Source organism: Halomicrobium urmianum (assembly GCF_020217425.1).
In the GTDB taxonomy this organism is placed as follows: domain Archaea; phylum Halobacteriota; class Halobacteria; order Halobacteriales; family Haloarculaceae; genus Halomicrobium; species Halomicrobium urmianum.
On record NZ_CP084090.1, the window covers coordinates 2,768,214 to 2,789,757 of the forward strand.

The following is a 21,544-nucleotide window of genomic DNA, read 5'->3' on the forward strand; positions in this document are numbered from 1 at the left end:
GTGGAACCGTATAGATACCTTCTAGATGGTCGTACGGCTGGGTTTCGAGCGATACAGTCCCGGCTTCGCGGGGAGCGGAGACAGTCAGTCGCATCCAGCGGGCGAGGGCGCGGACCGATCGGTACGACGTCGCGGCGCTTATGCGGCTCGCGGTATCAGTGTCGGACGATGAGCGACGCCGAGGACGAGCGGGCCGGCGACTCCCCGGGGGCGGACGGGGACGGCGAGTCCCTCCAGGCGCTGCGCGAGCGGGTCGAGACCGAGTACGACTTCGAGAACTTCGGCCCGGCGGACATGGCCGAGATGAGCGCCGACGAGTGGGAGGCCGCCTTCGATCCGGACACCTGGATCACGGGGCAAGAGCTGCTGGATCGGGTCGAGGCCGACCTCCGCTCCCGCGTGGCCGACCGGGACGTGTTCGCCCGCGTGGAGCGCCACGAGGACCCGCCGCGGGTCCTGGCCTACTCCGAGTCCTCCTACGCGCTGGTGTATCCCGACGGGAGCGTCGAGGGGGAGGGGACCGTGCTCCGCGACGTGAAGCCGACGGTGGCGCTGGCCTCGATGGAGTCCTACGACGTCCCCGACGCACCCGAGGGGCGGATCCTCCCGTCGCCGGGCGACGTCCCGGAGGGCGGCGGCGAACTCGGTAACACCGTCATCCAGGTCATCGCCGTCGCACAGGGGATCGCCGGCCTCCTGCTCCTCGGTGCCGGCGTTTTCAGCTACGGGGAGACCGGTTCGAACGCGGTCGGAATGGCCGTCGCCGGCCTCGCCTTCCTCGCGGTGGCCGTCGTCCTCTTCGTCGTCGTCGCCAACGCGCGGCTCTCCGACAAGTTCCGCGCCGAGGAGTACCGGGAGCGGCTCCGCGCCGTCGGCCTCGAGGACGGCGAGCGGCCCGACTTCTTGCCCCCGCTCGAGGCCGACGGCGAGAGCGGGGCGGACGAGGGCGAACGGGAGGCGTAGCGGTGCCTGCACGCGGTCTTCGGTGGGTTTATACAAACTCGGTCCTGAGTTCCGGACGTCTATGAACAGGCGGGAGTTCGTCCGGACCGCCGGCGGGGTCGCGGGTGGAACCGCGGCCCTCAGCGCCTCCGGCGCCGCGGTCGCCCAGGAGGGCGGCAACGAGAGCGGCGGCGGCGGTGGCGGCGGACAACCGGACTTCGGCGGGTTTCTGGACGACGTCGGTAACTACGACGGATCGGTCACGGACGCGACCGGGCAGGACTCGGTCACGGTGGCCGTCGGCGCCCAGGGCAACGGCGGCGCCTACGCCTTCGATCCGCCGGCCGTCCACGTGGACAACGGCGCGACCGTCCAGTGGGAATGGACCGGCGAGGGCGGCGGCCACAACGTCGTCTCCGACGGCGACGGACCGCTGGGGTCGGACACCTACAGCGAGGCCGGCGTCAACTACGAACACACCTTCGAGGAGGACGGCATCTACCCCTACATCTGCGAGCCCCACGTGGGCATGGGGATGAAAGGTGCCATCGTCGTCGGCTCCGACTACCCCACCGCCGACACCGGCGGTGAGGGAGCCGTCGAGACGCTGGCACCCGAGGAGGCCGGCGTGCCGATCCAGCCCCACTTCGTCGGCATCGCGACCGGGCTGGCCATCATCGTCTCGCTGATCTTCACGTTCTTCACGCTGAAGTACGGTGAATCGCCTCACACCAGCGGAGGGAACGACTGATGTCCTCGACAGGCTCCACGTACGGTGACATCCACCGCTACGAACAGCCCCGAGAGAGCACGGCCGCCGCGCTGGCCATCGTCGTGCTGACGATCATCGAGGTGGTGTTCGTCGGACTGTTCACCTACGGCATGCTGGCGGGCTGGGCGTCCGGTACCGGTACCGGGCTCACGCCGGGTCTCGTCAACGCCAACATGTTCCTCGGCGGCGTGCTGACGGTCATCTTCGTCGACCTCGCCTTCATTCTGCTACTGTACCGCAAGGAGTTCCTCCCCGACGTGATGATCGTCAAGAAGCGCCGCCGCAAATGGGAGGACCTCTACGTCCGCGAGGACGATGTCGACGGGACGTCGATCGCCGGCGGCGACGGCGACGGCGACGGCGGACCGTGGGAGAACTTCAAACACGCAGTGTACCCCTACTACAAGAAGTAACAATGCCAGTTGACGAAGACAAGTATCCGGCAGAATCGGGACGGCGTCGCTTCGTGAAGGGCGTGGTCGGCAGCGCGGCGCTCTCGAGCGTCGGCGCCGGCGGCGCAGCAGCGCTCGACACGGTCACTCAGGAGGCCGGGTCCGGCGGCGGACAGACGCAGTACGTCGCCATCGAGAACACGGCCGGCCCGGCACCTCGCGGGATGCCGCTCATCCCGCTGGAGATCCAGGACGGGGAACTGTACGGCGTGTGGCCCGAGTACAACTCCGAACAGGACCTCGCCGTCGCCGAGGACTTCGGCGGGAGCGGGATCACCTACTCGTCGGCCTGGTTCCAGTACTGCGGGCTCCAGTCGGCCCAGGGCGTCGATCCCCAGGCGGACGCGAACAACGCCTTCATCTCCTCGCCGTCCTACACCTGGCAGGAGGAGCAGGAGTCGGGCGTTCCGCTACAGGTCAGTTGGTTCGACGACTACGAGTCGTGGGGCAACGGCATCGGGACCGACGGCGTCGGCAAGCCCGCCACCGCCAACTGGCGGTCCGAGGAGGCGAGCACGAAGATCACGGTTCAGGTCCTCCGCTCGCCGCGGGTCACCCAGATGGCCAACGGAGAGGGTCCCTTCTCCGACCTGCCCGGCCAGGTCCAGCAGTTCATCGACGCTGCTACGGCGCAGGACTTCATGGCCTGGACGAACAAGTGCACGCACTTCTGCTGCGTGCCCGGCTGGAAGACGAACGAGGGCGCCGAGAACTACGACGCCGGCGACGACGTCTACTGCCAGTGTCACCAGTCCGTCTACGACCCGTTCAGTCCCGTCCTGAAAACCTTCACCGCGCTACCGCGCCCCAACTGACCCATGAGCCTGGAACGCAAGGAGGAACACGACCGCGACGCGTGGATGGAGTCCCGGGACCTGACGCCGCTGGAGTCCATCTACCTCACGACGCTGATGTGGCTCGACAAGCGGCTGCGGGTGGTTGACTACCTCGAGCTGCTCGAGGACATGTACTACAAGGTCAACCTCCAGATGCCCAAGAGCCACACCGAGCAGTACAACCTCGACAACAAGTTCTGGTACTGGTACCCGCTGTACGCGCTCGGGTCGTTCTCGACGCTGGCGTACATCGTCGCGGCCGTCTCCGGCGCGTTGCTGGGGTTCTACTACGCCCCCGCCGCGGCGGCCTCCGACGGCTCGGTCACCGTCGCCTACGAGTCGGTCCAGCTCATCATGGGCCAGCTCAACCTGGGCTACTTCCTGCGGTCGGTCCACCGCTGGGCCGCCCAGGTGATGGTCGCCGCCGTGTTCCTGCACATGCTGCGGGTCTACTTCACGGGCGCGTACAAGGAGCCCCGCGAACTCAACTGGATCATCGGGATCGTCCTGATCTCGCTGACCATGGTCTTCGGGTACACGGGCTACCTGCTGCCCTGGAGCCAGCTGAGCTACTGGGCGGGCCAGATCGGCGTCGAGATGGCGCTGTCGATCCCGCTGATCGGCGAGTGGGTCGCACAGCTCATATTCGGCGGCTTCACGCTGGGGCAGTCGACGCTGATGCGGATGTACATCCTGCACGTGTTCTTCCTGCCCTTCATCACCACCGCCATCATCGCGGTCCACATCGGCATCGTCTGGATGCAAGGCATCGCTGAACCCCACTAACCATGACCGACGACACAGACTCCGAGGACGTCCGCACCGACGGATCCGGTCCAGGCATCGTCCCGCCGGACGACGAGACCCCGACGTGGAGCGAGCGCAAGGAGCGCACGCAGGGGCTCTCCCGGCTGACCTACGAGTACTTCGAGCGGGCCCGCCGCGAGGATCAGGACCTGCGCCAGCAGTCCGACTACGTCGAGCGCGACGTGCTGGGCTTCCCGGCCTGGCCCCACGAGATGATCCGCAACCTGGCGCTGACGACGTTCTTCGTCGGGATGATCCTGTTCCTGTCGGCCGCGCTGCCGCCGGAGATGCCCGCCCCGGCCAACGCCAACACGACGCCGCAGATCATCCTGCCGGACTGGTACCTCTACTGGTCGTTCGGCCTGCTGAAGCTGTCGCCGCTGAACCCCCAGCTCAGCATCCTCGGCGGCCAGAAGCTGATGGCCGACCGGATGTACGGCGTGCTGGCGAACCTGGTCGTCGTCGGCGCCATCGCCATCGTCCCCTTCCTGAACAAGGGATCGGCGCGGCGCCCCGTCGAGAACCCGTTCTGGGCCGCCATCGGTATGGGCGGCGTGGTGTTCAGCATGACCATCGCCGCGCTGTCCGTCCAGAACCTCATCCCGATGAGCGCCTCGCTCCTGCTGGACATTACGTTCCTGCTCCCGCTGGTCTCCGGCACGATCACCTACGCCGTGCTCCGGACGATGCGGGAGGGGTACATGTTCAACCTCAACCGGCGGTACTACCGGCTTCGGCCACCGAAGTGACCGGCAGCCCCGAACCGCCCGAACCGCATCCAGCGTCGCTTTCCGCCCTCCGTTCTCGCCGCCCGTTATCGATGTCGCCGTCCGCTGACTCCCGCGTCTCGCTGCCCGTGCAGACCGTCGAGGCGGTCGTCCGTCCCGACTCGCTGCAGTAAAGTACGCCCGGTCGCTAGACCCGACGATGACAGACGACGGGCCCGGCGGGCGCGAGGTAGAGGTCCCGATGCGGGTCTACAAGGCCGTGACGGTCTTCTCGACGTTGTTCGCCGTGGTCTGCGTCGTCGGGGGCTTCGTGTTGCTCGACGAGGCGACGAACCGCGCGCGGCTCCCGGCGTCTGAAGTCGACCCCGTCGTGGCCCTGGCCGGCATCGCCGTCATTGTCCTCGGGGCGGCGACCTACGCCTTCTCGACTCGATTCCGGACTTCGGAAATGGGAAAGTCTAAAGACGACGCTGTCGAAGGATCCGACAATGGCTGACGAATTCATCAAGGGGCTGAGCGCCCTCATGGTCGGCGGACTGGGCTGGATGACGCTGGCCGGCTGGTACCGCACTCACCACTTCGAGGGGCGACAGCTGACGGCCGAGATCACGGTCGAGAACCCGACGGTGTACGACCAGATCGGCTTCTTCCTGATGGACGCCTTCTTCTGGTTCGCCATCCTCGGCGCCCTGACCTTCTGGGTGCTCCTCCCCGCGATCGAGGAGGCCCGCGAGGCGTGGGCCGCCCGCCAGTCGGAGTAACGCCGCGAGACCGAATCGGCCGCTTCTTCTTCGCGACCGGACAACTGTGAGTGCCGATAGCGTTCAGGCGGACACGCAGCGAGGAGCGTCAGTTCCGAATCGCCGGCCGTCTCCGGACCGACGGCCGCCCTGGATCGACGCCTATCAGTGAGCCATCCGCGACGGCGTGACGTCCGGAAGGAGCGTCGCGGGCCGGTTCTCCCGCGCGCCGCTGTCGGCTCAATGACGGCGTGAGAACGGCGTCGGGCGCGGAAACGAACTGGAACCGGTGACGGACGACGGCGTCCCCTCGGAGTCGCTCGGTCGAGACGTGCGCGAGAGGCGAGTGGGAGACGAGAGAGACTGGCAGGAGAGAGAGACGCGAGAGATCGACGGACAGGTCCGGACGGGACGAGCGGAGAAGGGCGGCGATCAGACGACCGCCGACCAGTAGCCCTGGACGAGCCAGAAGATGCTCTGGAAGGCGGCGTACATGAGCACGAGGACGGCGGCGACGAGCGACGCCTTCGGCCGCTCGAGGTCCAGCTCGCGGCGCGCCTCGACCTTGCGGGACTCGAACTCGAAGAAGTCGGTGAGGAACAGCCCCAGCACGAGCATCGAGAGCACGATGCCGCCGTGCTGCTCGACTGTCGTGTAGTAGAACGAGGCGAGCACGAGGAGCACGTTCATGACCTCGTGGGGGAGGTAGCGGCTGACCTCCGCGGCGCCGCCCTCGCGGTACTGCAGCACGTGGTTGTCGTGGGCGAGCTTCCGTGTCACGAAGTTCGCGAGCACGAGCGCGAGCAGGACGTACTCGATGACGCGGACGCCCCCGAACACCTCCGGTGCGAGCAGGGCATCGAGCGGCCCGAACAGATTCACGAACGCCTGCATACCCGACTCTGTGTTCGACGCCCATTAGTGTCTTTCCAATCGCTACGGGAAGCGCGGCGCGCTGGCGGCCGTTACCGCAATCTCGACGGCTCCAGTCGGCCGGAGGTCGATCGGATCGTCGACGCCGATCGAGGCCACGTCCTCGCCGTCGGCCACCAGCGTCACCGGGGCCTCGTCGCGCTCGACGCGCAAGCGCAGCGAGGCCAGCGGGAGGACCCACTGGTCGGGGTCGGTGGCGAAGGGCGCGATGGGCGCTACGGCGGCCACGCCGGTGTCGGGCGCGACCACGGGCGCGTCGATCCGGCGGGCGTAGCCGGTCGAGCCGGCCGGCGTCGCGACGACGACGCCGTCGGCGCGGACCTGGGCCACGTCGACGTCACCGGCGGCGATCGAGAACTCGGAGATGCGGGCGGCCTCCGCGGCGACCAGCGTCACGTCGGTCAGCGCCTCCGCGACGCGCTCGCCGCCCAGGTCGACAGCGAGCAGCGGGTGGCGCTCGACGTCCCACTCGCCGGCCGCGAGCGCGTCGGCGACGCCCGGCAGGTCGTCGACGGGGACCGAGCGGAGACCGCGGCCGGCGTCGACGGGGAGGATCGGCGTCCCCGGCGCCCGGTACGCGACGTCGAGCGCGGACTGCTCACCGACGGCCACGACGATCGACGGGTCCGCCGAGAGGACTGTCTCGGGATCACCCGTGACGACCGCGGCGCCCGCCACCTCGAGCGCGTCGGCGAGTCCCGGCGCTTCGCCGACGACGCCGACCACGGACTGCTCGTCCATACCACGGGGTCCGTCCCGGCGGAGAAAAAAGCCCCGACAGCGATCCAGACGGACTGTCGTAGGTCGGTGCCGGTATGGCCGCCCGTCATCGGGCGACCGAACCCGAACACAGCTACGACAGTCCGTATCACTCCCGCAGTCGCTGGCGGACGTACCGCGCGAGGATCGGCAGGTCGTCGAGGTGCAGCAGCTTCCGCATCGCCAGCTTGTTCCCCTTGTTGACCTCGGCGAGCGTGTCGTCGGCGGCGGCCCGCAGATCGGCCATCAACTGGTCGTAGCGCTCGTTGGGCGCGAGGTACAGCAGGTCGGTCATCAGCAGGCGCGTCTCGGCGCGCGGGGCGACGTCGCGGTGCCAGAGGTCGTCGTAGACGGACACCGCCTCCGCCGAGACGTCACGCTGGCCAGTGAGACAGGCGTCGACGGTCGCAGCCGCCGCGCGGGCCGACTTCATGCCCTTGTGGATCCCCTCGCCCCACAGCGGGTCGATCGACGGCACGGTGTCGCCGATGGCCATGAAGCCGTCCGTACTCAGCGACCCCGGCGGCTGGATGTGGGCCGAGCCGCGGTGCTGCTTGCCCGCCAGACGGGTCGCGTCGGCGAACCGGGGATCCCGGTCGAGCCAGTACTCGAGGTAGTCGTCGATGGCCATCCCGTCCCGGCCGTACTCGCGGTGGGAGTCGTTCTGGATGTAACAGATCCCGACCTTCGCCGTGTCGCCGCCGGTGTGGAAGATCCAGGAGTAGCCGCCCGGCGCGAGGTCGTGGTCCAGACGCAGCATCATCGCGTCCGTGAGGTCAGCGTAGTCGGGGTGGTCCACCTCGACGCCCTCCAGCTCGTACTCGATCCCGATGGCCTGGCGCTCGCGCCTGAGGTCGGTGACGCCCAGCTCCTTCGCCAGAGGCGCTGACGGCCCGGTGGCGTCGACGATGATATCGCCGTACACCTCCTCGTCCCCGTCGTAGCGGACGCCGGCGATCGACCCGTCCTCGACGATGGGCGCGGAGACGCGGGAGTCGAAGCGGTACTCGGCGCCCTCCGCGCGTCCCTCGGCGACGAGCCACCGCTTGAAGTCCGCGAACTCCAGGACGGCGCCGGGCTGTTCCCGGACGAAGTGGTTGTTGGGCGACTCGAGGACGACGTCGTCGGTGTAGTTCATGACGACGTCGTCGGGCACGTTGAACGCCGCCATCATCGACGGGAAGGTGCCGGCGGTCGATTTGTTGCTCTGACGTGGGAACTCGTCTTCCGGTTCGGTCTCGAGGACGACGACGTCGTACCCTCTCGCGGCCACGTCCCGGGCACACTGGGCCCCGGCCGGCCCGGCCCCGGCGATCACCACGTCAAAGCGGTCGCGCATACTCGCTGGTGGCACCTCCGCGTAATCAACCTTGCTGAACTAACCGCACCGGTGTGATGCGTTTCCGATACGTACCCGGCGACGAGTTGCCTCTCGAAAGGGTAAAGCCGCCCCCGAACACAGAACCGGGGGACGCGGGCATTCCCGCGGGTGGATCACATGCTCAAGACAGGTGCAGGGCGGCTCGCCGACAGCGGGCGGCTCCCGACGGCGCTGCGCGCGGTGCTGGGCTACTACGCCGACGCCGGCGTGTTCGACTACGGGAGCCTCGCGCTGAAACGCGCAGTCGACGACCGGACCGAGCGGATGATCGACGGCGTGTTCGCAATCGTCGAGGGAGCGCTGGCCGAGGAGTTCGATCGCGAGGCCGTCGACTTCGACTACGACACCAAGCTCGTCCTGCCCGCGCAACTGACGCTCGGCTACGTCTACCGCCAGGCCCGCCAGGACGCCGACGGCGACCCCGTGACCGACGGGATCGCCACCGGCGTCCCCGGGGTCAGCGAGGACGCCCTCGAACTCGGGCCCGACCAATCGCTGTCGCCCCGCGAGCGCGTCGTCCGCGCCGAGCAGATGACCCGCCTGTCGATCGAGGCGCTAATCGACGGCGACATGCGCGACGCCGTCAACGACGACGAGTTCGAGGACTTCGAGGTCGACTTCCGGGCCGACATGCGCCGCGTGGCCGAGACCGCTCAGCAGGCCCTGCAGGCCGACCTCCAGGCCACGCTGGATGGCCTCCCGCCCGTCGTCGAAGAGACCTACCAGTGGGCCGTCGACTACAGCGAGGCCCACCAGGATCGCGACGAGCACTTCCGGGCGCTGATGACCGCCGCGGAGAACGACGAGACGGACTCCCTGCCGGACGTCCGCGAGCAGTACAAGTTCGCCGACTTCGACGAGCCGCCGGAGGGCTTCTCCGATGCGGAGATCGACCTGCCCTACTTCAAGACGCAGTACGCTCGCGTCGGCGTCCTCTACGACGGCATGCTCGACCTCTACCGGTTGGCCGGCCTCGACGTCAGCGACGACTTCGCGAAGGCCATCGTCCTCGCGATCATCGGCGCCCAGATCTGGCTCGACGACGTCGACGACTACGCGGACGACCGTCGCGAGGGCCAGTTGACGCCCGTCACCGCCGAGTACCTGCTCGCGCCGGACGACGAGGCCGGCTACCGCCGCGTCGTCGACATCACCGAGCAGTACCTCGACCTCGCCAAGGAGTACGCCACTCGCGCGGACTCGCCGCTGACGGGGGTCGCGGTGGAGTACATCTACCGGTCCGGCGAGCCCGAGGTGTTGCCCGGGGCGCCGAAGTAGGACCGGTGGATATCGGAGGGTCGAGACGGGCTACGCCCGGCGTCGGTGATCGCTCCCCGGACGCCCGTCCGCGACGGGGCGCTCGGCGCCCGAGGCCGCCGGCGTCGCCCGCTTCGACGGCTCCGCGCCCGAGAGCCACACGAGCGCCTCCGGATTCTGGAACGGTTCGACGACGATTCGACCGTCGAGCCGCGCGTCCCTGACGAGGCTCGCCGCCGTCGGCTGGTCGAGGTCGCCGAGGACGACCATCGCCTCGACCAGCGTGGCCTTCGGGACCGCCGGCAGCGGTCCGTCCGGGCCGACGCTCCGGGCGGCCGCGAGGTCCTGCCTGATGACGTCGACGTACGGGGCCGGGTCGCGAACGCCGGCGAGTTCACGGTGCCACCGGGCCGGATAGACGCTCACCCGTCCGGGCGCGACCTCGAAGAGCGCATGGGGGACCCACATGTCGAGGTCCGTCACGCGCCCGTCGAGCAGTCGCTCGAAGCGCTGGAGCGTGTAGGGCGCTCTCGGACCGAGGCGCCGGAGCACTTCCGCGACGTACTCCGTGACGAGCGTCCGCGGCACGCCCGGCCCCTCGACGGTGTGGAAGCGCTCGATGACGTTGACGACGTCTGGCGGGTAGAGGTAGCGTCCGCGGTGGAGTAACTCGTGGAGCGTACGGTCGTGAAGTTGTCCACTCATGACAGGAATTGCTTCGGCCGGCGCGAAGATAAAGGACCGCCCGGGCCGCCCCGGAATCGGGAGTCCCCCCCCCCGCGTCAGTGCGTCACCGAAGGTCCGGGCAGCGGTAACACAGGAGGACGTCAGTCGTCCGCCGGTGCCGGTTCCTGGTCTCTGACGTAGTCGAAGACCTCGTCCGTCTCGGAGATGAAGTGATCCTCGTCGACCTCGTTGCCGTGGAGCAGCGTCGAGAAGTACGACGTCTCGCCGGCCAGGTTCACCGCCTCCTTGATCTCGTCGTCCGTCATCCCCGCCAGTCGCGCCTCCTCCTTGTGGAAGTAGGTGCAGTAGGGACACTTCATCACGGCCGCCGCGCTCACGCCGACGAGCGCCTTCTCCCGCGCGGACAGTTCCGTCTCGCCGAGCAGGAGGTCGCGGAAGATGCCCCAGCTGTGGTCGGCCGCCGGCTCACTGAGGACGCCCATCCAGTCGGGCACCTGCCCGAGTGTGTCCTCGATTTCTCGCTGTGTTTGCTCTGATACCATGGTTGTCTCCGCCTCTCCATCTGCACGCTCTGCGAAGATTCAGAGAGAGGCAATTGCGTACCTTCGCGACCGAAGGACAAAGCCGTAGTCGGAGGGTGTTGTCCACTCCACAGAGCTTGGTCACTGGCTGTACGGCTTCATGTGAAGTGACACTTTCATTATGGGTCCCATTTTGTGCAGTGATGACCAGAGGCAGCTGTCACTCGCGTATAATTACGATAGATTGTAACCGAACTTATCTTGCGCGCACCCTCTTTTTCTCGTACTAACAACCTCGACAGCTATGTCCGCCCAAACACTATTAGCCGGTGATAAGCGTTATCGGCTATGGCAGAGTGCGCTCGCTGCGGGGACTTCACAGATAATTCTGCGGAGGGAGAATACCATTACTGCGAGGATTGTCTGGGAAGGTTTGGTGAAGTAGAGTCTTCGGGTGTCGTGATAGAGCAGGGTAATGACGGTGAGCATCACGTGATAGTAACCGACGACACGGCTTCACTCGACGGAGGGACCGAACAGTCACAGGTCGATGCGCTTGCCCGTGGAAAATGTATTGTCGACGAATGTGGATTAGAGGCAGTGTTTAAATATGATAAAACGTGATCGAAGTGGATCCTCGATGAGTATCTCCACGCTCACCCCCGAAATCCGTCAAGACGTCCATAAGCGACTTCGTCGGGTACCGGAGCAGGCTTCTGGTGGGTTTCTGAGCCGAATTAAAAATCTGCTGTGAGATTGTAATCTGCGATACCATTAGGTACTGTAGTAGTTCCAAGTAGAACATTGGAGGCTGTCGTCTGTCACAAGCATCCGCGCGAGCGAAGCGAGCGCGGTTCACTGGACGCGAACGTGGTGAGCGTCCGGGTGTTTTTCGCCCACGTTTTTGCAAGCGGGGGTTCCCGCAGCGAGCGAAGCGAGCGAGGAAACCCCCCGCCGCAAAAAGGTGGTCTAGTAGAACTCGCGGACCAGGTCCATCGCGTCCTCGGGCGCGCCGTCGGGGATGTCGGCCATGCTCTCCTCGATGCCCTCGCGCTGCTCGAAGGGCACGGAGTTGTCGTCCCTGTAGAGGACGCCCTGGTACTCCTTGTCGGCCTCGAGGATCTTCTCCTTGGCCGCGTCGCGGTCGGTCGGGTCGTGGTCCTCTTCGTCGAGGTCGACGATGGTGTCGCGGAAGTAGTCGTAGGTGTCGACGTCGTTGAACGTCACGCACGGCGAGTAGACGTTCACGAAGCCGAACCCGTCGTGCTCGATGGCCTCCTGGACCAGTTCGGCGTGGCGCTGGGAGTTCGAGGAGAACGACTGGGCGATGAAGGTGCCGCCCGCGGCCAGCGCGAGCGCCTTGGGGTTGACCGGGGGCTGCTGGGGGCCCTCGGGCGTCGTCGAGGTCTCGAAGTCCTCACGCGAGGTCGGCGAGGCCTGGCCCTTGGTGAGGCCGTAGATGCGGTTGTCCATGACCACGTAGGTCATGTCGACGTTGCGGCGGACGGCGTGGATGAAGTGGCCGGCCCCGATGGAGTAGCCGTCGCCGTCGCCGCCGGCGACCATCACTTCGAGGTTCGGGTTGGCCATTTTGACGCCGATGCCGACCGGCAGCGCGCGACCGTGGACCCCGTGCAGCGCGTAGCTGTGCATGTAGGTCCCGATCTTGCCGGAACAGCCGATGCCGGCGACGACGAACGTGTCGTCGGGGCTGTTGCCGGTCTCGGCCAGGGCCTTCATCATGCCGTTCATCGTCCCGAAGTCGCCGCATCCGGGACACCAGGTCGGTTGCTTGTCGGACTTGAAGTCCGTGAATCTGACGTCTGAGCTCATGCTGTAACCTCCGCCTCGGAGATCTTCTCCTTGATTTCCTCTGCGAGTTCGTCGGCCTTGAACCGCACGCCGTTGTACTTGTTCACGCGGTCGACCCGCTCGAGGACGTCGTGCTCGATGACGTCGGCGAACTGGCCGGTGGCGTTACACTCGACGACGATGGTCTGCTCGGCCTCCTCGATCTCCTCGCTGAGGTCCGGGCGCGGGAAGATGTAGGGCACCGAGATGAAGCGGACGTCGATGTCCTCCTCCTCGAGGAACGCCAGGCCCTCGCGCATGGCGCCCTCGTTGGAACCCCAGGAGATGACGAGCGTGTCCGCGTCGGGGTTACCGTACTCGCGGTAGTCCCAGTCCTCCTCCTCGCGCGCAGTCTCGACCTTCTGCTGGCGCTTCTCGACCTGCTCCTGACGGATCTCCGTGTCCTCGGTCCGGCGGCCGAGCGCGTCGTGCTCCAGTCCGGTCGTCATGTGCGCGCCGTCGACGGTGCCAGGGAACGCGCGCGGCGAGATGCCGTCGGCGGCCGGGAAGTGCGGCTGGAACTGGCCCTTCTCGTTGGTCCAGGAGTCGAGTTCGTCCTCGTCGACGACCTTGCCGCGCTCGATCTCGACCTCGTCCATGTCGAACTCCTCGGGCGGGAACGTCTGCTCGGTGACCGCCATCGCGAGGTCCGAGACCAGGAAGACCGGCGTCTGGTACTTCTCCGCGTAGTTGAACGCCTCGACGGTCTTCCAGAAGCACTCCGAGACCGTCGTGGGCGCGACGACGAACCGCGGGATCTCGCCGTGGCCGCCGTACAGCGTCATGTTGAGGTCGCCCTGCTCCTGCTTGGTCGGCATCCCGGTCGAAGGACCGGAGCGCATCACGTCGCAGATGACCAGCGGCGTCTCGGACTGGGCGACCAGGCCGAACGTCTCGGTCATCAGGTCGATACCGGGCCCGGAGGTGGCCGTCATGGCGCGCGCGCCGGCGCGGGCCGCACCCAGCGCCATGTTGATCGCGGCGAGCTCGTCCTCGGCCTGGACGACCTTGCCGCCGTACTGGTCGATCCGGCCGGTGAGGTACTCCATCACGTCCGTTGCAGGGGTGATGGGATAGCCCGAGTAGAACCGGCAGCCGGCGGCGAGGGCACCCATGCCGATGGCCTGGTCGCCGTTGAGGAGGACGTAGTCCTCGTCGGTCGTCTCCATGTCGTAACCGAAGTCGTCCTGCTCGTATTCCTCCTGGACGAACTGCTGGCCCTTCCGGGCGGCCTCCTTGTTGTTCTCCACGATGGCCTCGCCCTTGTCGCCGAAGCGCTTCTCCAGCGACTCGTCGAGGTTCTCGATGGGGAAGTTCGTCACTTCGCAGGCGGCACCGAGCGCGACCACGTTGGCCATGATGGCACCGCCGGCCTCCTCGGCCAGGCGCTGGAGCGGCACCTCGAGGCCGATCATCTCGTCGGGGATTTCCACGTTCTGCATCGTGGTCCGCTCCCCATCGTAGATGATGACCGAGCCCTCGTGGAGCTCGTCCATGTTCTCGTCGATGGTCCGCTCGGTGAGCGCGATCAGCACGTCGAGTCTGTCGACGACACTCTCGACGCGGTCGACGGACGTCCGGACCTTGTACGCGGTGTACCCGCCGCGGATGCGCGACGCGAAGTCCTTGGACGTGAAGACGTGTCGACCTGCCCGCGAGAGTGCCTGGGCGAAGATTTTCCCGGTGGAGTCGATCCCATCGCCGGCCTCGCCGCCGATGGCCCAGTTGAGGTCGTCGGGCATTCTAGAGCGTGGTATCCGTCGCCGATGGAAAAACCTTCTGTATACCGGCCGAACCCCAGCAAAGAGCGGGTTTTGCCGCATTTTCGGCCACGGATTTACTCGCAACCCAGTACCAATTTTCAGGCGGTGACCGAAACCACCTTCCCCCACTTGACCCAACGGCCGAACATGGACGACACACCGTGTCGCGTCGCCGCGGTCCGCGACGTCGGCCCCGACGCCGTGGCCATCGACGTCGAGTCGCCCGTCGAGTTCGACGCCGACCCCGGCCAGTTCGTGAAGCTCACCTTCGAGGTCGACGGCGAGGCCGAGTCGCGCTTCTACACGATCTCCTCGCCCGACGTCGACGACACCTTCGAGATTACGGTCGGCATCGACCCCGACGGTACCGTGGCCCCGATCCTAGCCGACCTCGCGGCCGGCGACGAACTGACCGTCTCCGGCCCCTTCGGCAACGACTACTACGATGGCGAGCCCTTCGCCGTCGTCCTCGCGGGCGGCCCCGGCGTCGGCCCCGCCGTCGGCATCGCCGAGCGCGCTCTCGACGAGGGCAACGAGGCCGCCGTCGTGTATCGCGACGACGAGCCCATGCACGAGGCTCGGCTCGACGTGCTCGAAGACCGAGGTGCGTTCGTCCGCCTCCTCGACGCCGATCAGAGCCTCGACGCCGCCACCGCCGACGCGCTGGCCGCCGCCGACGCCGACTCCCAGCTGTTCGTCTACGGCTTCGCCGACTTCGTCGACGCCGCCACCGACGCCGCAACGGCCGCCGGCGGCGACGCCGAGGGCGCGAAGATCGAGAACTTCGGCTGAACCTTTTTACTTCAGGGGGTCGCCTCCGGCGACCCCCCCTCGCAAAAACGTTCGCGAAAAACGACCTCGCGAGCACCGACGGCGCTCGCGCGGTATGCTCGTGCTGGAACCGCACGGCGTCGCCGCACCGTCCCGCGACAAAACATATAGGCGAGCCCTGCCAACTGCTGGCATGCGCGAGGCAAGTCGGACGACGCGCCAGCGCATCGCCGACCGTCTGCGCGAGGAGGCACTCCCCGTCAGTGCCATCGCTCGCGAGTTCGACGTCCGGTCCGGCGAGGCGCTGAGCCACGTGGAGCACATCTCACAGTCCCTCGAGTCCACCGACGAGCAGGTGCTGGTGGCGCCGCCGACCTGCGATGACTGCGGGTTCGGGGACTTCGACGACCTGACGAACCTGCCCAGTCGCTGTCCGGAGTGCAAGAGCGAGAGCGTGAGCGAGCCGACCTACCGGATCGACTGAACCAGGGCCGACTTGACGGCGCGCGCTCAGACGCCGCCGAAGCCGATGCGGCCGCCGCCAGAGCGGTTCCCACGGCCGCCGTCGCCGTCGGGGCCGTGGTCGTCGTCCTCCGCGGGGCCGAGACCGGCGAACTCGTAGTCGTCGTCGGTCAGGTAGACGGCGCCGTCGACCGCCTCGACGTCGATCTCCGAGAGGACGGCCCCCTCGCAGGGACCGAAGTTGCAGTAGCCGCTGTCGGTCTCGAAGGTGGCGCCGTGCTTCTCGCAGACGATCTCGTCGTTGCGGACGGTTGCGCCGGAACCGGTGTCCAGGCGGACGTCGCGCCAGTGCGGACAGTAGTTCTCGAAGGCGGCGATGCCGTCGGCCAGGTCCAGCAAGACCGCCTCCTGTTCACCGTCGCAGTCAGTCACGGAGAACAGCACGGTCCCACCCTCGGGGACGTCTTCACGCCCGACGATCCGGCTGTCTGCGTCCATCTGCGCCTCCGTAGCGGCCGGCGTGGCTTCAATTCCGCGGTTTCCCCAGGTCCGGCACCACGTCGCTGATTCTGTCGAGTCCGGGGAGACCAGCGGCGCGTGGCGCTGCGACGAGCAGGAGCGCCGCGCCCCGCGGGTGCCACCCGTAGACGTGGTTCAGCATCACGTAGGTCACCAGTCCGAGAAAGAGGCTCACGCCCCAGGCGACGACGGCGATCCGGCCGACGCGGGCGTGGGCCGTCTCCCGGAGTTCTGCCGGCGTGTGCGTCAGACCGAGCACGACCGCGTGGAGGACGACGGGGACGGAGACGGCCGACAGGACGACGTGGACCGCCAGCATGGCGATGTACGCGCCCCAGACGAGGCCCGTCGCCTCGATCTCCTTCTCGAAGCCGCCGCCGACCTTCGTCAGGTACAGGGCGAGAAAGAGCAGGATCAGCGTGAACGCCGCCAGCATGGCCGTTCGGTGGCGCTCGACGTCGTCGTTGCGGATGAAGGAGACGCCGACCAGGATGGACGCCAGCGCGCAGGCGTTGACGACCGCGATGGCGTCACCGAGCAGGATCACCGCGTCGTCGCTGATCGTCGGGAGCGGGACGACGTCGGTGAACGCGACGACTACGAGGAGGTACCCCACCGCCGACAGGACTGCCGTGACCAGCCGCGGTCGGGCGCGAGCGCGCGACTGGAGGCGGTCTGCGACTGCCATTACAGTCTCTGTGCGGGCCTCCGTGTTTCGCTTTTCGATCCACGCACGGAGATTTCAGTCGTAGTGGCGCTCCTCGACGCGCTCGTCGAACAGCCGCGTGAGGAGCTTCGTCATCGGGCCGGCGCCCACCTCGATGCCGTCCACGGTCGAGATGGGTCTGATCTCCCAGATGGAGTTGGTGAGGAAGGCCTCGTCGGCCTCGCGGACGGCGTCGACGGAGTAGTGGCCCGTCTCGACGGGGAACTCCTCCTCCCACGCGAGGTCCATCACGACCGAGCGGGTCACGCCGGGCAGCAGGTCCAGGTCCTCGCTCGGCGTCCGGAGGCCGTTCTCGGTGACGAAGAAGAGGTTGCTCGTCGCGCCCTCGACGACGGTGCCGTCGACGTCCCGCATCAGGCACTCGTCCGCGCTGAACTCCGCAGTCGCGGCTCGTCGAAGTTCGAGGCGGCCGAGGATCCCGTTCAGGTAGTTGTGGGTCTTCGCGTCCGCCGGGAGCGCCTCGCCGGGGATCCGTCGGGTCTTGACCGTCTGGACGTCCGCCGGTTCGTCCCAGACCGACTCGCCGTCGCGGCCGCCGCGGGGGAGTGCTTTGACGACGACGACCACAGTCGGATCGACGTTCTCGTCCGGGGTGAGCTTCCCCGGCTGGACGCCCCGCGTGACAGACAGGCGGACGTACGCCTCCGAGAGGTCGTTGGCGGCCAGCGTCTCGTCGACGCGCTCGCGGAGGTCGTCCGGGACCGCGTCGCCGAAGCCCAGCGTCTCCGCGGTCCGCTGGAGGCGCGCGCGGTGGGCGTCCCACTCGAAGGGCGCGCCGCCGTACGCGCGCAGCGTCTCGAAGGCGGCGTCGCCGTACATGAACCCCCGGTCGCGGACGGACACCGTCGCCTCGTCGGCGGGCACGAGGTCGCCGTTCACGTGGTATTGCATAGCAGGCAGAAGTTCTCGACCAGCTGTTTGCCCGCGTCGGTCAGGATGCTCTCCGGGTGGAACTGGACGCCGACGTGCGGTCGCTCGCGGTGGCGGACGCCCATGACGACGCTGTCTTCGTCTTCGGTGTAGGCCGTCTCCGCCAGCGCGTCGGGCAGCTCCGCGCGCTCCACCGCCAGCGAGTGATAGCGCCCGACCTCTAGCGGTTCGGGGAGGCCCTCGAAGACGCCCTCGCCGTCGTGAGCCACCTGCGAGGACTTGCCGTGGACGACCGCCTCGGCGTGGCCGACGGCGGCCCCGCTGGCGGCGCACAGCGCCTGGTGGCCGAGACAGACGCCCAGCGTCGGATAGGTCAGCTCCTCGAAGACGGGCATCGAGACGCCGGCTTCCGCCGGCGTGCCGGGGCCGGGCGAGACGACGACGCCGTCCGGATCGAGATCCCGGATTCCGCCGACGTCGACGGCGTCGTTGCGGTGGACGACCACGTTCTCCTCGCCGCCGCCGAGTCGCTCGACCACCTCGCCGACGTACTGGACGAGGTTGTACGCGAACGAGTCGTAGTTGTCGACGACCAGGATCGTCGGGGCGAGGTCAGGGCCGGATGCGGCGCCGGAGCCGTCCGTACCGTTCATCGCTGTCCCTCCACGGTCAGGTCAGTCCGCTCCCCGAGCGCCTCGTCCACCGCGGCGATCAGCGCCCGGCCCTTCGCTAGCGTCTCCTCGTACTCCCGCTCCGGGACGGAGTCGTGGACGATCCCCGCGCCCACGCGGAGGTAATAGCGGGACTCGTAGCGCACGAGCGTCCGGATCAGGATGTTCAGCGTCGCCCGGTCGTCGAAGCCGAACAGGCCGACGGAGCCGGTGTAGGGGCCGCGACGGGTCGACTCGAGTTCGTCGATGATCTCCATCGTCCGGGGCTTTGGCGCGCCCGTGATCGTGCCGCCCGGGAAGACGGCGGCGACGGCGTCGGTCAGGTCCGCCCCCTCGCGTAGGCGGCCCTCGACCTTCGAGACGAGGTGCATCACCTCCGAGTAGCGGTCGACGCGGCGGTAGTCGGTGACCTCGACGGAGCCGAACTCGGAGACCTTCCCGAGGTCGTTGCGCTCCAGGTCGACCAGCATCGCGTGCTCGGCCCGCTCCTTCTCGTCGTCCAGCAGTTCCGATTCGAGTCGCTCGTCCGCTTCGGACGTCTCGCCGCGCGGTCGCGTCCCGGCGATGGGCTCCGTAGCGACCCGGTCGCCCTCGCGCTCCAGCAGGAGTTCCGGGCTCGCGCTGACGAGGTCGACGCCGGGGAACTCCACGAGCGCGGAGTACGGCGCGGGATTGACCTCGCGGAGCGCGTCGAACGCCTCGACGGGGTGGACTGCGGCGGGGGCGACTAGCCGCTGGGAAACGTTCGCCTGGAAGGTGTCGCCCTCGCGGACGTACTCCCTGACCGCCCGGACGCGGTCGGCGTAGGCCTCGCGCGTGCAGTCGCTCTCGAACTCGGCGGTCTCGGCGTCGACCGGCGGGTCGTCGACGACGGGGTCGCCCTCGACCGCCGCGCGGGCGAACTCCAGCGCGTGTTGCTTCCCGAACTCGTAGGCGACGCCGGGACGGTCGAGCTCGTCGACGCGCGGACAGGCCGTCACCCGGAGCGTGACTTCGTCGCCCCGGGGCTCCTCCCACGCGGCCATCCGGTCGTAGGTGGCCAGTTGCAGGCGGGGGAGCGCCCGGTCGTAGACGGCCGACTCAGGCAGGTCCTCGAGTTCGCGTGCGACGTCGTAGGAGAGCCACCCCACCGCGCCGCAGGGGTAGGGCACGTCGCAGTCCCCCCGCACGAGCGTCTCGTCGGCGACGGCGTCGGCCAGCGTCGCGAGCGTCCCGCCCTCCGCGGAGCGCACCTCCGTGAACGACGCCGGTGCCGTCGCGAAGTACCCCCACCCGGACTGGTCTCCGGTCGTGGCCAGGTAGACGCCGCCGGCCCCGTCCCCGTCGCGGGCCCGGCGGTAGGCGGCGAAGGGGTCATCGACGTCGACCCGAACCTCGACCGGCACGCGAGCCCCGACCGGGGCGCCCTCGACGGCGTCGAGGAAGGCGGCCCGCTCCGTGACGACTGTCGGCATTACGCGACCTGTAGCGTGCCGCGACTAATTCCCTTGCGGTTAAAACCCGCAGCGACCGGCGACGCCGATCGACGAGCGGTCGAGACGGGAGAGGTCGGTCAGAACTCCTCGGCCTGTTCGATCCAGCCGGAGATGCGCGTCTCGGAGAGGTCGGTCTGGGACGCGAGCTCCGCCGCGTCGGCGGCGGCCAGCTCGGCGACGGTCTCGACGCCGACGTTGTTCAGTCGGTCGCCGTAGGCCGGTCCGATGCCGTTGATCTCCGTGACCGGCGGGCTGTCCGACGCCTCGTCGGCGTCGGATTCCGGTTCCGCTTCGCTTTCGGATTCGGATTCCTCCTCGTCCTCGGATTCCGGTTCCGCTTCGTCCACGAACTCGGTTCCGGCGGTCGACTCCGGTTCGGCGTCGGTCTCGGACCCGTCGTCAGTATCGGCCGCCGCGTCGGACTCGCCCTCCTGAACGATATCGGCACCGGATCCGGCCGACCCGGCGTCGGAGTCGGTCTCCGCGCCGACCGACCCGGTGGCGGGTGCGGCGGTCGGTTCGTCTCCCGTCTCCGAACTGGTCCCGACGGTCGACCCCGACGCCCCCGCCTCGGTTCCCTTGACCGCGTTCTCGGACTCGGTCGAGGGTTCTCGCTCGACGGTGACCCCCGTGTCACCGGTCGACGAGCCCCCCGAGCCCGCCGACCGCTCCCCGTCGAGTCCCAGCGCGGCCTTCAGTTTCTCAAGCAGACCCATACCGTGACCTATTTGGCGCCGACACTTAATGTTGTTTCAGTCCGTCGCGTAGGGCGTCGTTCATGGCCGCCACCGGGGCCTCCTGGCCGGTCCAGATCTCGAAGGCCTCGACGCCCTGGAAGAGCAGCATCCACGCGCCGTCCACCGTCCGGGCGCCAGCAGTCTCGGCGTCCCGGAGTAATCTCGTCTTAACGGGCGCGTACACCGCGTCCAGCACCGCGAGGTTCCCGTGAAGCGCGTCCGCCGGCACCGGCGATCGATCCTCCTCCATGCCCACGCTCGTGCAGTTGACCAGCACGTCGGCACCCGCCAGCAGGTCCGGCAGCGCGTCCAGCCCGTGGCCGGTCGCGCCGGGGACCTCCTCCGCGAGGGATTCGGCCGTCTCGACCGTCCGGTTGGCAACGGCCACGTCCATCCCCTCGTCGGCGAGGCCGAAGGCGACCGCCCGCCCCGCGCCGCCGGCACCGACCACGACCGCGTCGCCCTCGACGGCCGCGTCGTGGTGCTTCAGCGCCCTGACCGCCCCGACCGCGTCCGTGTTGTACCCGCGGGGCTCCTCGCCGGTCAGGTCGACCGTGTTGACCGCGCCGATGCGCTCGGCCAGCGGGTCCAGTTCGACCGCGTCGAGCACGGCCTGCTTGAAGGGGATCGTCACGTTGAGGCCGGCGACGCCCAGCGTCGCAGCGCTCTCGACTGCCGCGGCGCCGGCGTCTTCCGCGGGTTCGAGCGTGACGTAGCGCGCGTCCAGTCCGAGTTCCTCGTAGGCCGCCTCGTGCATGGGCGGCGACAGCGAGTGTTCGACCGGGTTGCCGATGAGGCCGTAGACGTCCATGTCCGGCAGGCCGGCCGCCGCCGACATTAACACGTCGGCTCCCGCCGGACGGCCGCTCGGGGACTGAACGAC

Annotated in this window: 26 protein-coding genes; 12 read left to right on the forward strand and 14 right to left on the reverse strand. The window is 68.1% G+C overall.

Going from position 1 to position 21,544, the window contains the following annotated elements; genetic code table 11:
- Window positions 1–168 precede the first annotated feature (168 nt).
- The 8 genes from LCY71_RS13740 to LCY71_RS13775 all read left to right on the forward strand — a co-directional run bounded on the left by LCY71_RS13740 (window position 169) and on the right by LCY71_RS13775 (window position 5,298).
- Window positions 169–963, forward strand: a complete 795-nt coding sequence (locus tag LCY71_RS13740; protein ID WP_225333717.1) for a DUF7319 domain-containing protein — start codon at window positions 169–171, stop codon at window positions 961–963.
- A gap of 61 nt (window positions 964–1,024) precedes the next feature.
- The gene (locus tag LCY71_RS13745; protein WP_225333718.1) at window positions 1,025–1,693 is read left to right on the forward strand and encodes a halocyanin domain-containing protein; all 669 of its coding nucleotides are present in this window, start codon (window positions 1,025–1,027) and stop codon (window positions 1,691–1,693) included.
- Complete coding sequence (locus LCY71_RS13750; protein ID WP_225333719.1) at window positions 1,693–2,127, forward strand: DUF7318 family protein; 435 nt, start codon at window positions 1,693–1,695, stop codon at window positions 2,125–2,127. The genes LCY71_RS13745 and LCY71_RS13750 overlap by 1 nt, the downstream gene beginning before the upstream one ends.
- Before the next feature lie 2 nt (window positions 2,128–2,129).
- Window positions 2,130–2,981, forward strand: a complete 852-nt coding sequence (locus LCY71_RS13755) for a Rieske (2Fe-2S) protein (protein WP_225333720.1) — start codon at window positions 2,130–2,132, stop codon at window positions 2,979–2,981.
- Window positions 2,982–2,984: 3 nt separating this feature from the next.
- A complete protein-coding gene (locus tag LCY71_RS13760) occupies window positions 2,985–3,788 on the forward strand; it encodes a cytochrome b (protein ID WP_225333721.1) in 804 nt (267 codons plus the stop codon).
- 2 nt (window positions 3,789–3,790) lie between these two features.
- Window positions 3,791–4,558 (forward strand): cytochrome b family protein, encoded by a 768-nt coding sequence (locus tag LCY71_RS13765; RefSeq protein WP_225333722.1) that lies wholly within the window; start codon window positions 3,791–3,793, stop codon window positions 4,556–4,558.
- Between the two features lie 178 nt (window positions 4,559–4,736).
- On the forward strand, window positions 4,737–5,033 hold the full coding sequence (locus LCY71_RS13770; RefSeq protein ID WP_225333723.1) for a DUF7315 family membrane protein: 297 nt from the start codon (window positions 4,737–4,739) through the stop codon (window positions 5,031–5,033).
- Window positions 5,026–5,298, forward strand: a complete 273-nt coding sequence (locus tag LCY71_RS13775) for a DUF7314 family protein (protein WP_225333724.1) — start codon at window positions 5,026–5,028, stop codon at window positions 5,296–5,298. Before LCY71_RS13770 ends, LCY71_RS13775 begins: the two co-directional genes overlap by 8 nt.
- A gap of 411 nt (window positions 5,299–5,709) precedes the next feature.
- Here LCY71_RS13775 and LCY71_RS13780 read toward each other — a convergent pair whose 3' ends face one another.
- The 3 genes from LCY71_RS13780 to LCY71_RS13790 form a co-directional block, all read right to left on the reverse strand.
- The gene (locus LCY71_RS13780) at window positions 5,710–6,171 is read right to left on the reverse strand and encodes a DUF7313 family protein (protein ID WP_225333725.1); all 462 of its coding nucleotides are present in this window, start codon (window positions 6,169–6,171) and stop codon (window positions 5,710–5,712) included.
- 42 nt (window positions 6,172–6,213) lie between these two features.
- Window positions 6,214–6,951, reverse strand: coding sequence for an NAD(+)/NADH kinase (locus tag LCY71_RS13785; RefSeq protein ID WP_225333726.1), 738 nt, complete (start codon window positions 6,949–6,951; stop codon window positions 6,214–6,216).
- Between the two features lie 127 nt (window positions 6,952–7,078).
- The gene (locus LCY71_RS13790; protein ID WP_225333727.1) at window positions 7,079–8,308 is read right to left on the reverse strand and encodes a digeranylgeranylglycerophospholipid reductase; all 1,230 of its coding nucleotides are present in this window, start codon (window positions 8,306–8,308) and stop codon (window positions 7,079–7,081) included.
- 159 nt (window positions 8,309–8,467) lie between these two features.
- Here LCY71_RS13790 and LCY71_RS13795 point away from each other — a divergent pair, with 159 nt between their 5' ends.
- Entirely contained in the window at window positions 8,468–9,628 is a 1,161-nt protein-coding gene (locus LCY71_RS13795; RefSeq protein ID WP_225333728.1) for a hypothetical protein, read from the forward strand.
- A gap of 30 nt (window positions 9,629–9,658) precedes the next feature.
- Here LCY71_RS13795 and LCY71_RS13800 read toward each other — a convergent pair whose 3' ends face one another.
- On the reverse strand, window positions 9,659–10,312 hold the full coding sequence (locus LCY71_RS13800; RefSeq protein WP_225333729.1) for a hypothetical protein: 654 nt from the start codon (window positions 10,310–10,312) through the stop codon (window positions 9,659–9,661).
- A 122-nt stretch (window positions 10,313–10,434) separates the two neighbouring features.
- Window positions 10,435–10,836 (reverse strand): carboxymuconolactone decarboxylase family protein, encoded by a 402-nt coding sequence (locus tag LCY71_RS13805; RefSeq protein ID WP_225333730.1) that lies wholly within the window; start codon window positions 10,834–10,836, stop codon window positions 10,435–10,437.
- Window positions 10,837–11,163: 327 nt separating this feature from the next.
- Here LCY71_RS13805 and LCY71_RS13810 point away from each other — a divergent pair, with 327 nt between their 5' ends.
- Window positions 11,164–11,439, forward strand: a complete 276-nt coding sequence (locus LCY71_RS13810) for a hypothetical protein (protein WP_225333731.1) — start codon at window positions 11,164–11,166, stop codon at window positions 11,437–11,439.
- Window positions 11,440–11,784: 345 nt separating this feature from the next.
- Here the strand turns inward: LCY71_RS13810 and LCY71_RS13815 are convergent, their stop codons facing one another.
- Both LCY71_RS13815 and LCY71_RS13820 read right to left on the reverse strand, forming a co-directional pair.
- A complete protein-coding gene (locus LCY71_RS13815) occupies window positions 11,785–12,648 on the reverse strand; it encodes a 2-oxoacid:ferredoxin oxidoreductase subunit beta (protein ID WP_225333732.1) in 864 nt (287 codons plus the stop codon).
- Window positions 12,645–14,408: a 2-oxoacid:acceptor oxidoreductase subunit alpha gene (locus LCY71_RS13820; RefSeq protein ID WP_225333733.1), complete on the reverse strand. Its 1,764-nt coding sequence runs from the start codon at window positions 14,406–14,408 to the stop codon at window positions 12,645–12,647. Before LCY71_RS13820 ends, LCY71_RS13815 begins: the two co-directional genes overlap by 4 nt.
- A gap of 168 nt (window positions 14,409–14,576) precedes the next feature.
- Between LCY71_RS13820 and LCY71_RS13825 the strand changes: the two genes are divergently transcribed.
- Both LCY71_RS13825 and LCY71_RS13830 read left to right on the forward strand, forming a co-directional pair.
- Entirely contained in the window at window positions 14,577–15,221 is a 645-nt protein-coding gene (locus LCY71_RS13825) for an FAD-binding oxidoreductase (protein WP_225333734.1), read from the forward strand.
- Between the two features lie 172 nt (window positions 15,222–15,393).
- Complete coding sequence (locus LCY71_RS13830; RefSeq protein ID WP_225333735.1) at window positions 15,394–15,684, forward strand: transcriptional regulator; 291 nt, start codon at window positions 15,394–15,396, stop codon at window positions 15,682–15,684.
- A gap of 26 nt (window positions 15,685–15,710) precedes the next feature.
- On the opposite strand, the gene LCY71_RS13835 is transcribed toward LCY71_RS13830, so the two are convergent.
- From LCY71_RS13835 to LCY71_RS13865, 7 genes are all read right to left on the reverse strand, one after another.
- The gene (locus tag LCY71_RS13835; RefSeq protein WP_225333736.1) at window positions 15,711–16,160 is read right to left on the reverse strand and encodes a Rieske (2Fe-2S) protein; all 450 of its coding nucleotides are present in this window, start codon (window positions 16,158–16,160) and stop codon (window positions 15,711–15,713) included.
- 28 nt (window positions 16,161–16,188) lie between these two features.
- Entirely contained in the window at window positions 16,189–16,869 is a 681-nt protein-coding gene (locus LCY71_RS13840) for a DUF420 domain-containing protein (RefSeq protein WP_225333737.1), read from the reverse strand.
- 54 nt (window positions 16,870–16,923) lie between these two features.
- On the reverse strand, window positions 16,924–17,799 hold the full coding sequence (locus LCY71_RS13845; protein ID WP_225333738.1) for an aminotransferase class IV: 876 nt from the start codon (window positions 17,797–17,799) through the stop codon (window positions 16,924–16,926).
- The gene (locus LCY71_RS13850; RefSeq protein ID WP_225333739.1) at window positions 17,784–18,431 is read right to left on the reverse strand and encodes an anthranilate synthase component II; all 648 of its coding nucleotides are present in this window, start codon (window positions 18,429–18,431) and stop codon (window positions 17,784–17,786) included. The genes LCY71_RS13845 and LCY71_RS13850 overlap by 16 nt, the downstream gene beginning before the upstream one ends.
- Entirely contained in the window at window positions 18,428–19,903 is a 1,476-nt protein-coding gene (gene pabB / locus LCY71_RS13855) for an aminodeoxychorismate synthase, component I (protein ID WP_225333740.1), read from the reverse strand. The genes LCY71_RS13850 and pabB overlap by 4 nt, the downstream gene beginning before the upstream one ends.
- 98 nt (window positions 19,904–20,001) lie before the next feature.
- Window positions 20,002–20,640 carry a helix-hairpin-helix domain-containing protein gene (locus tag LCY71_RS13860; protein WP_225333741.1) on the reverse strand — a complete coding sequence of 213 codons (639 nt, stop codon included), beginning with the start codon at window positions 20,638–20,640 and terminating at the stop codon, window positions 20,002–20,004.
- 25 nt (window positions 20,641–20,665) lie between these two features.
- Window positions 20,666–21,472, reverse strand: a complete 807-nt coding sequence (locus LCY71_RS13865; RefSeq protein WP_225335919.1) for a shikimate dehydrogenase — start codon at window positions 21,470–21,472, stop codon at window positions 20,666–20,668.
- Window positions 21,473–21,544: the final 72 nt, after the last annotated feature.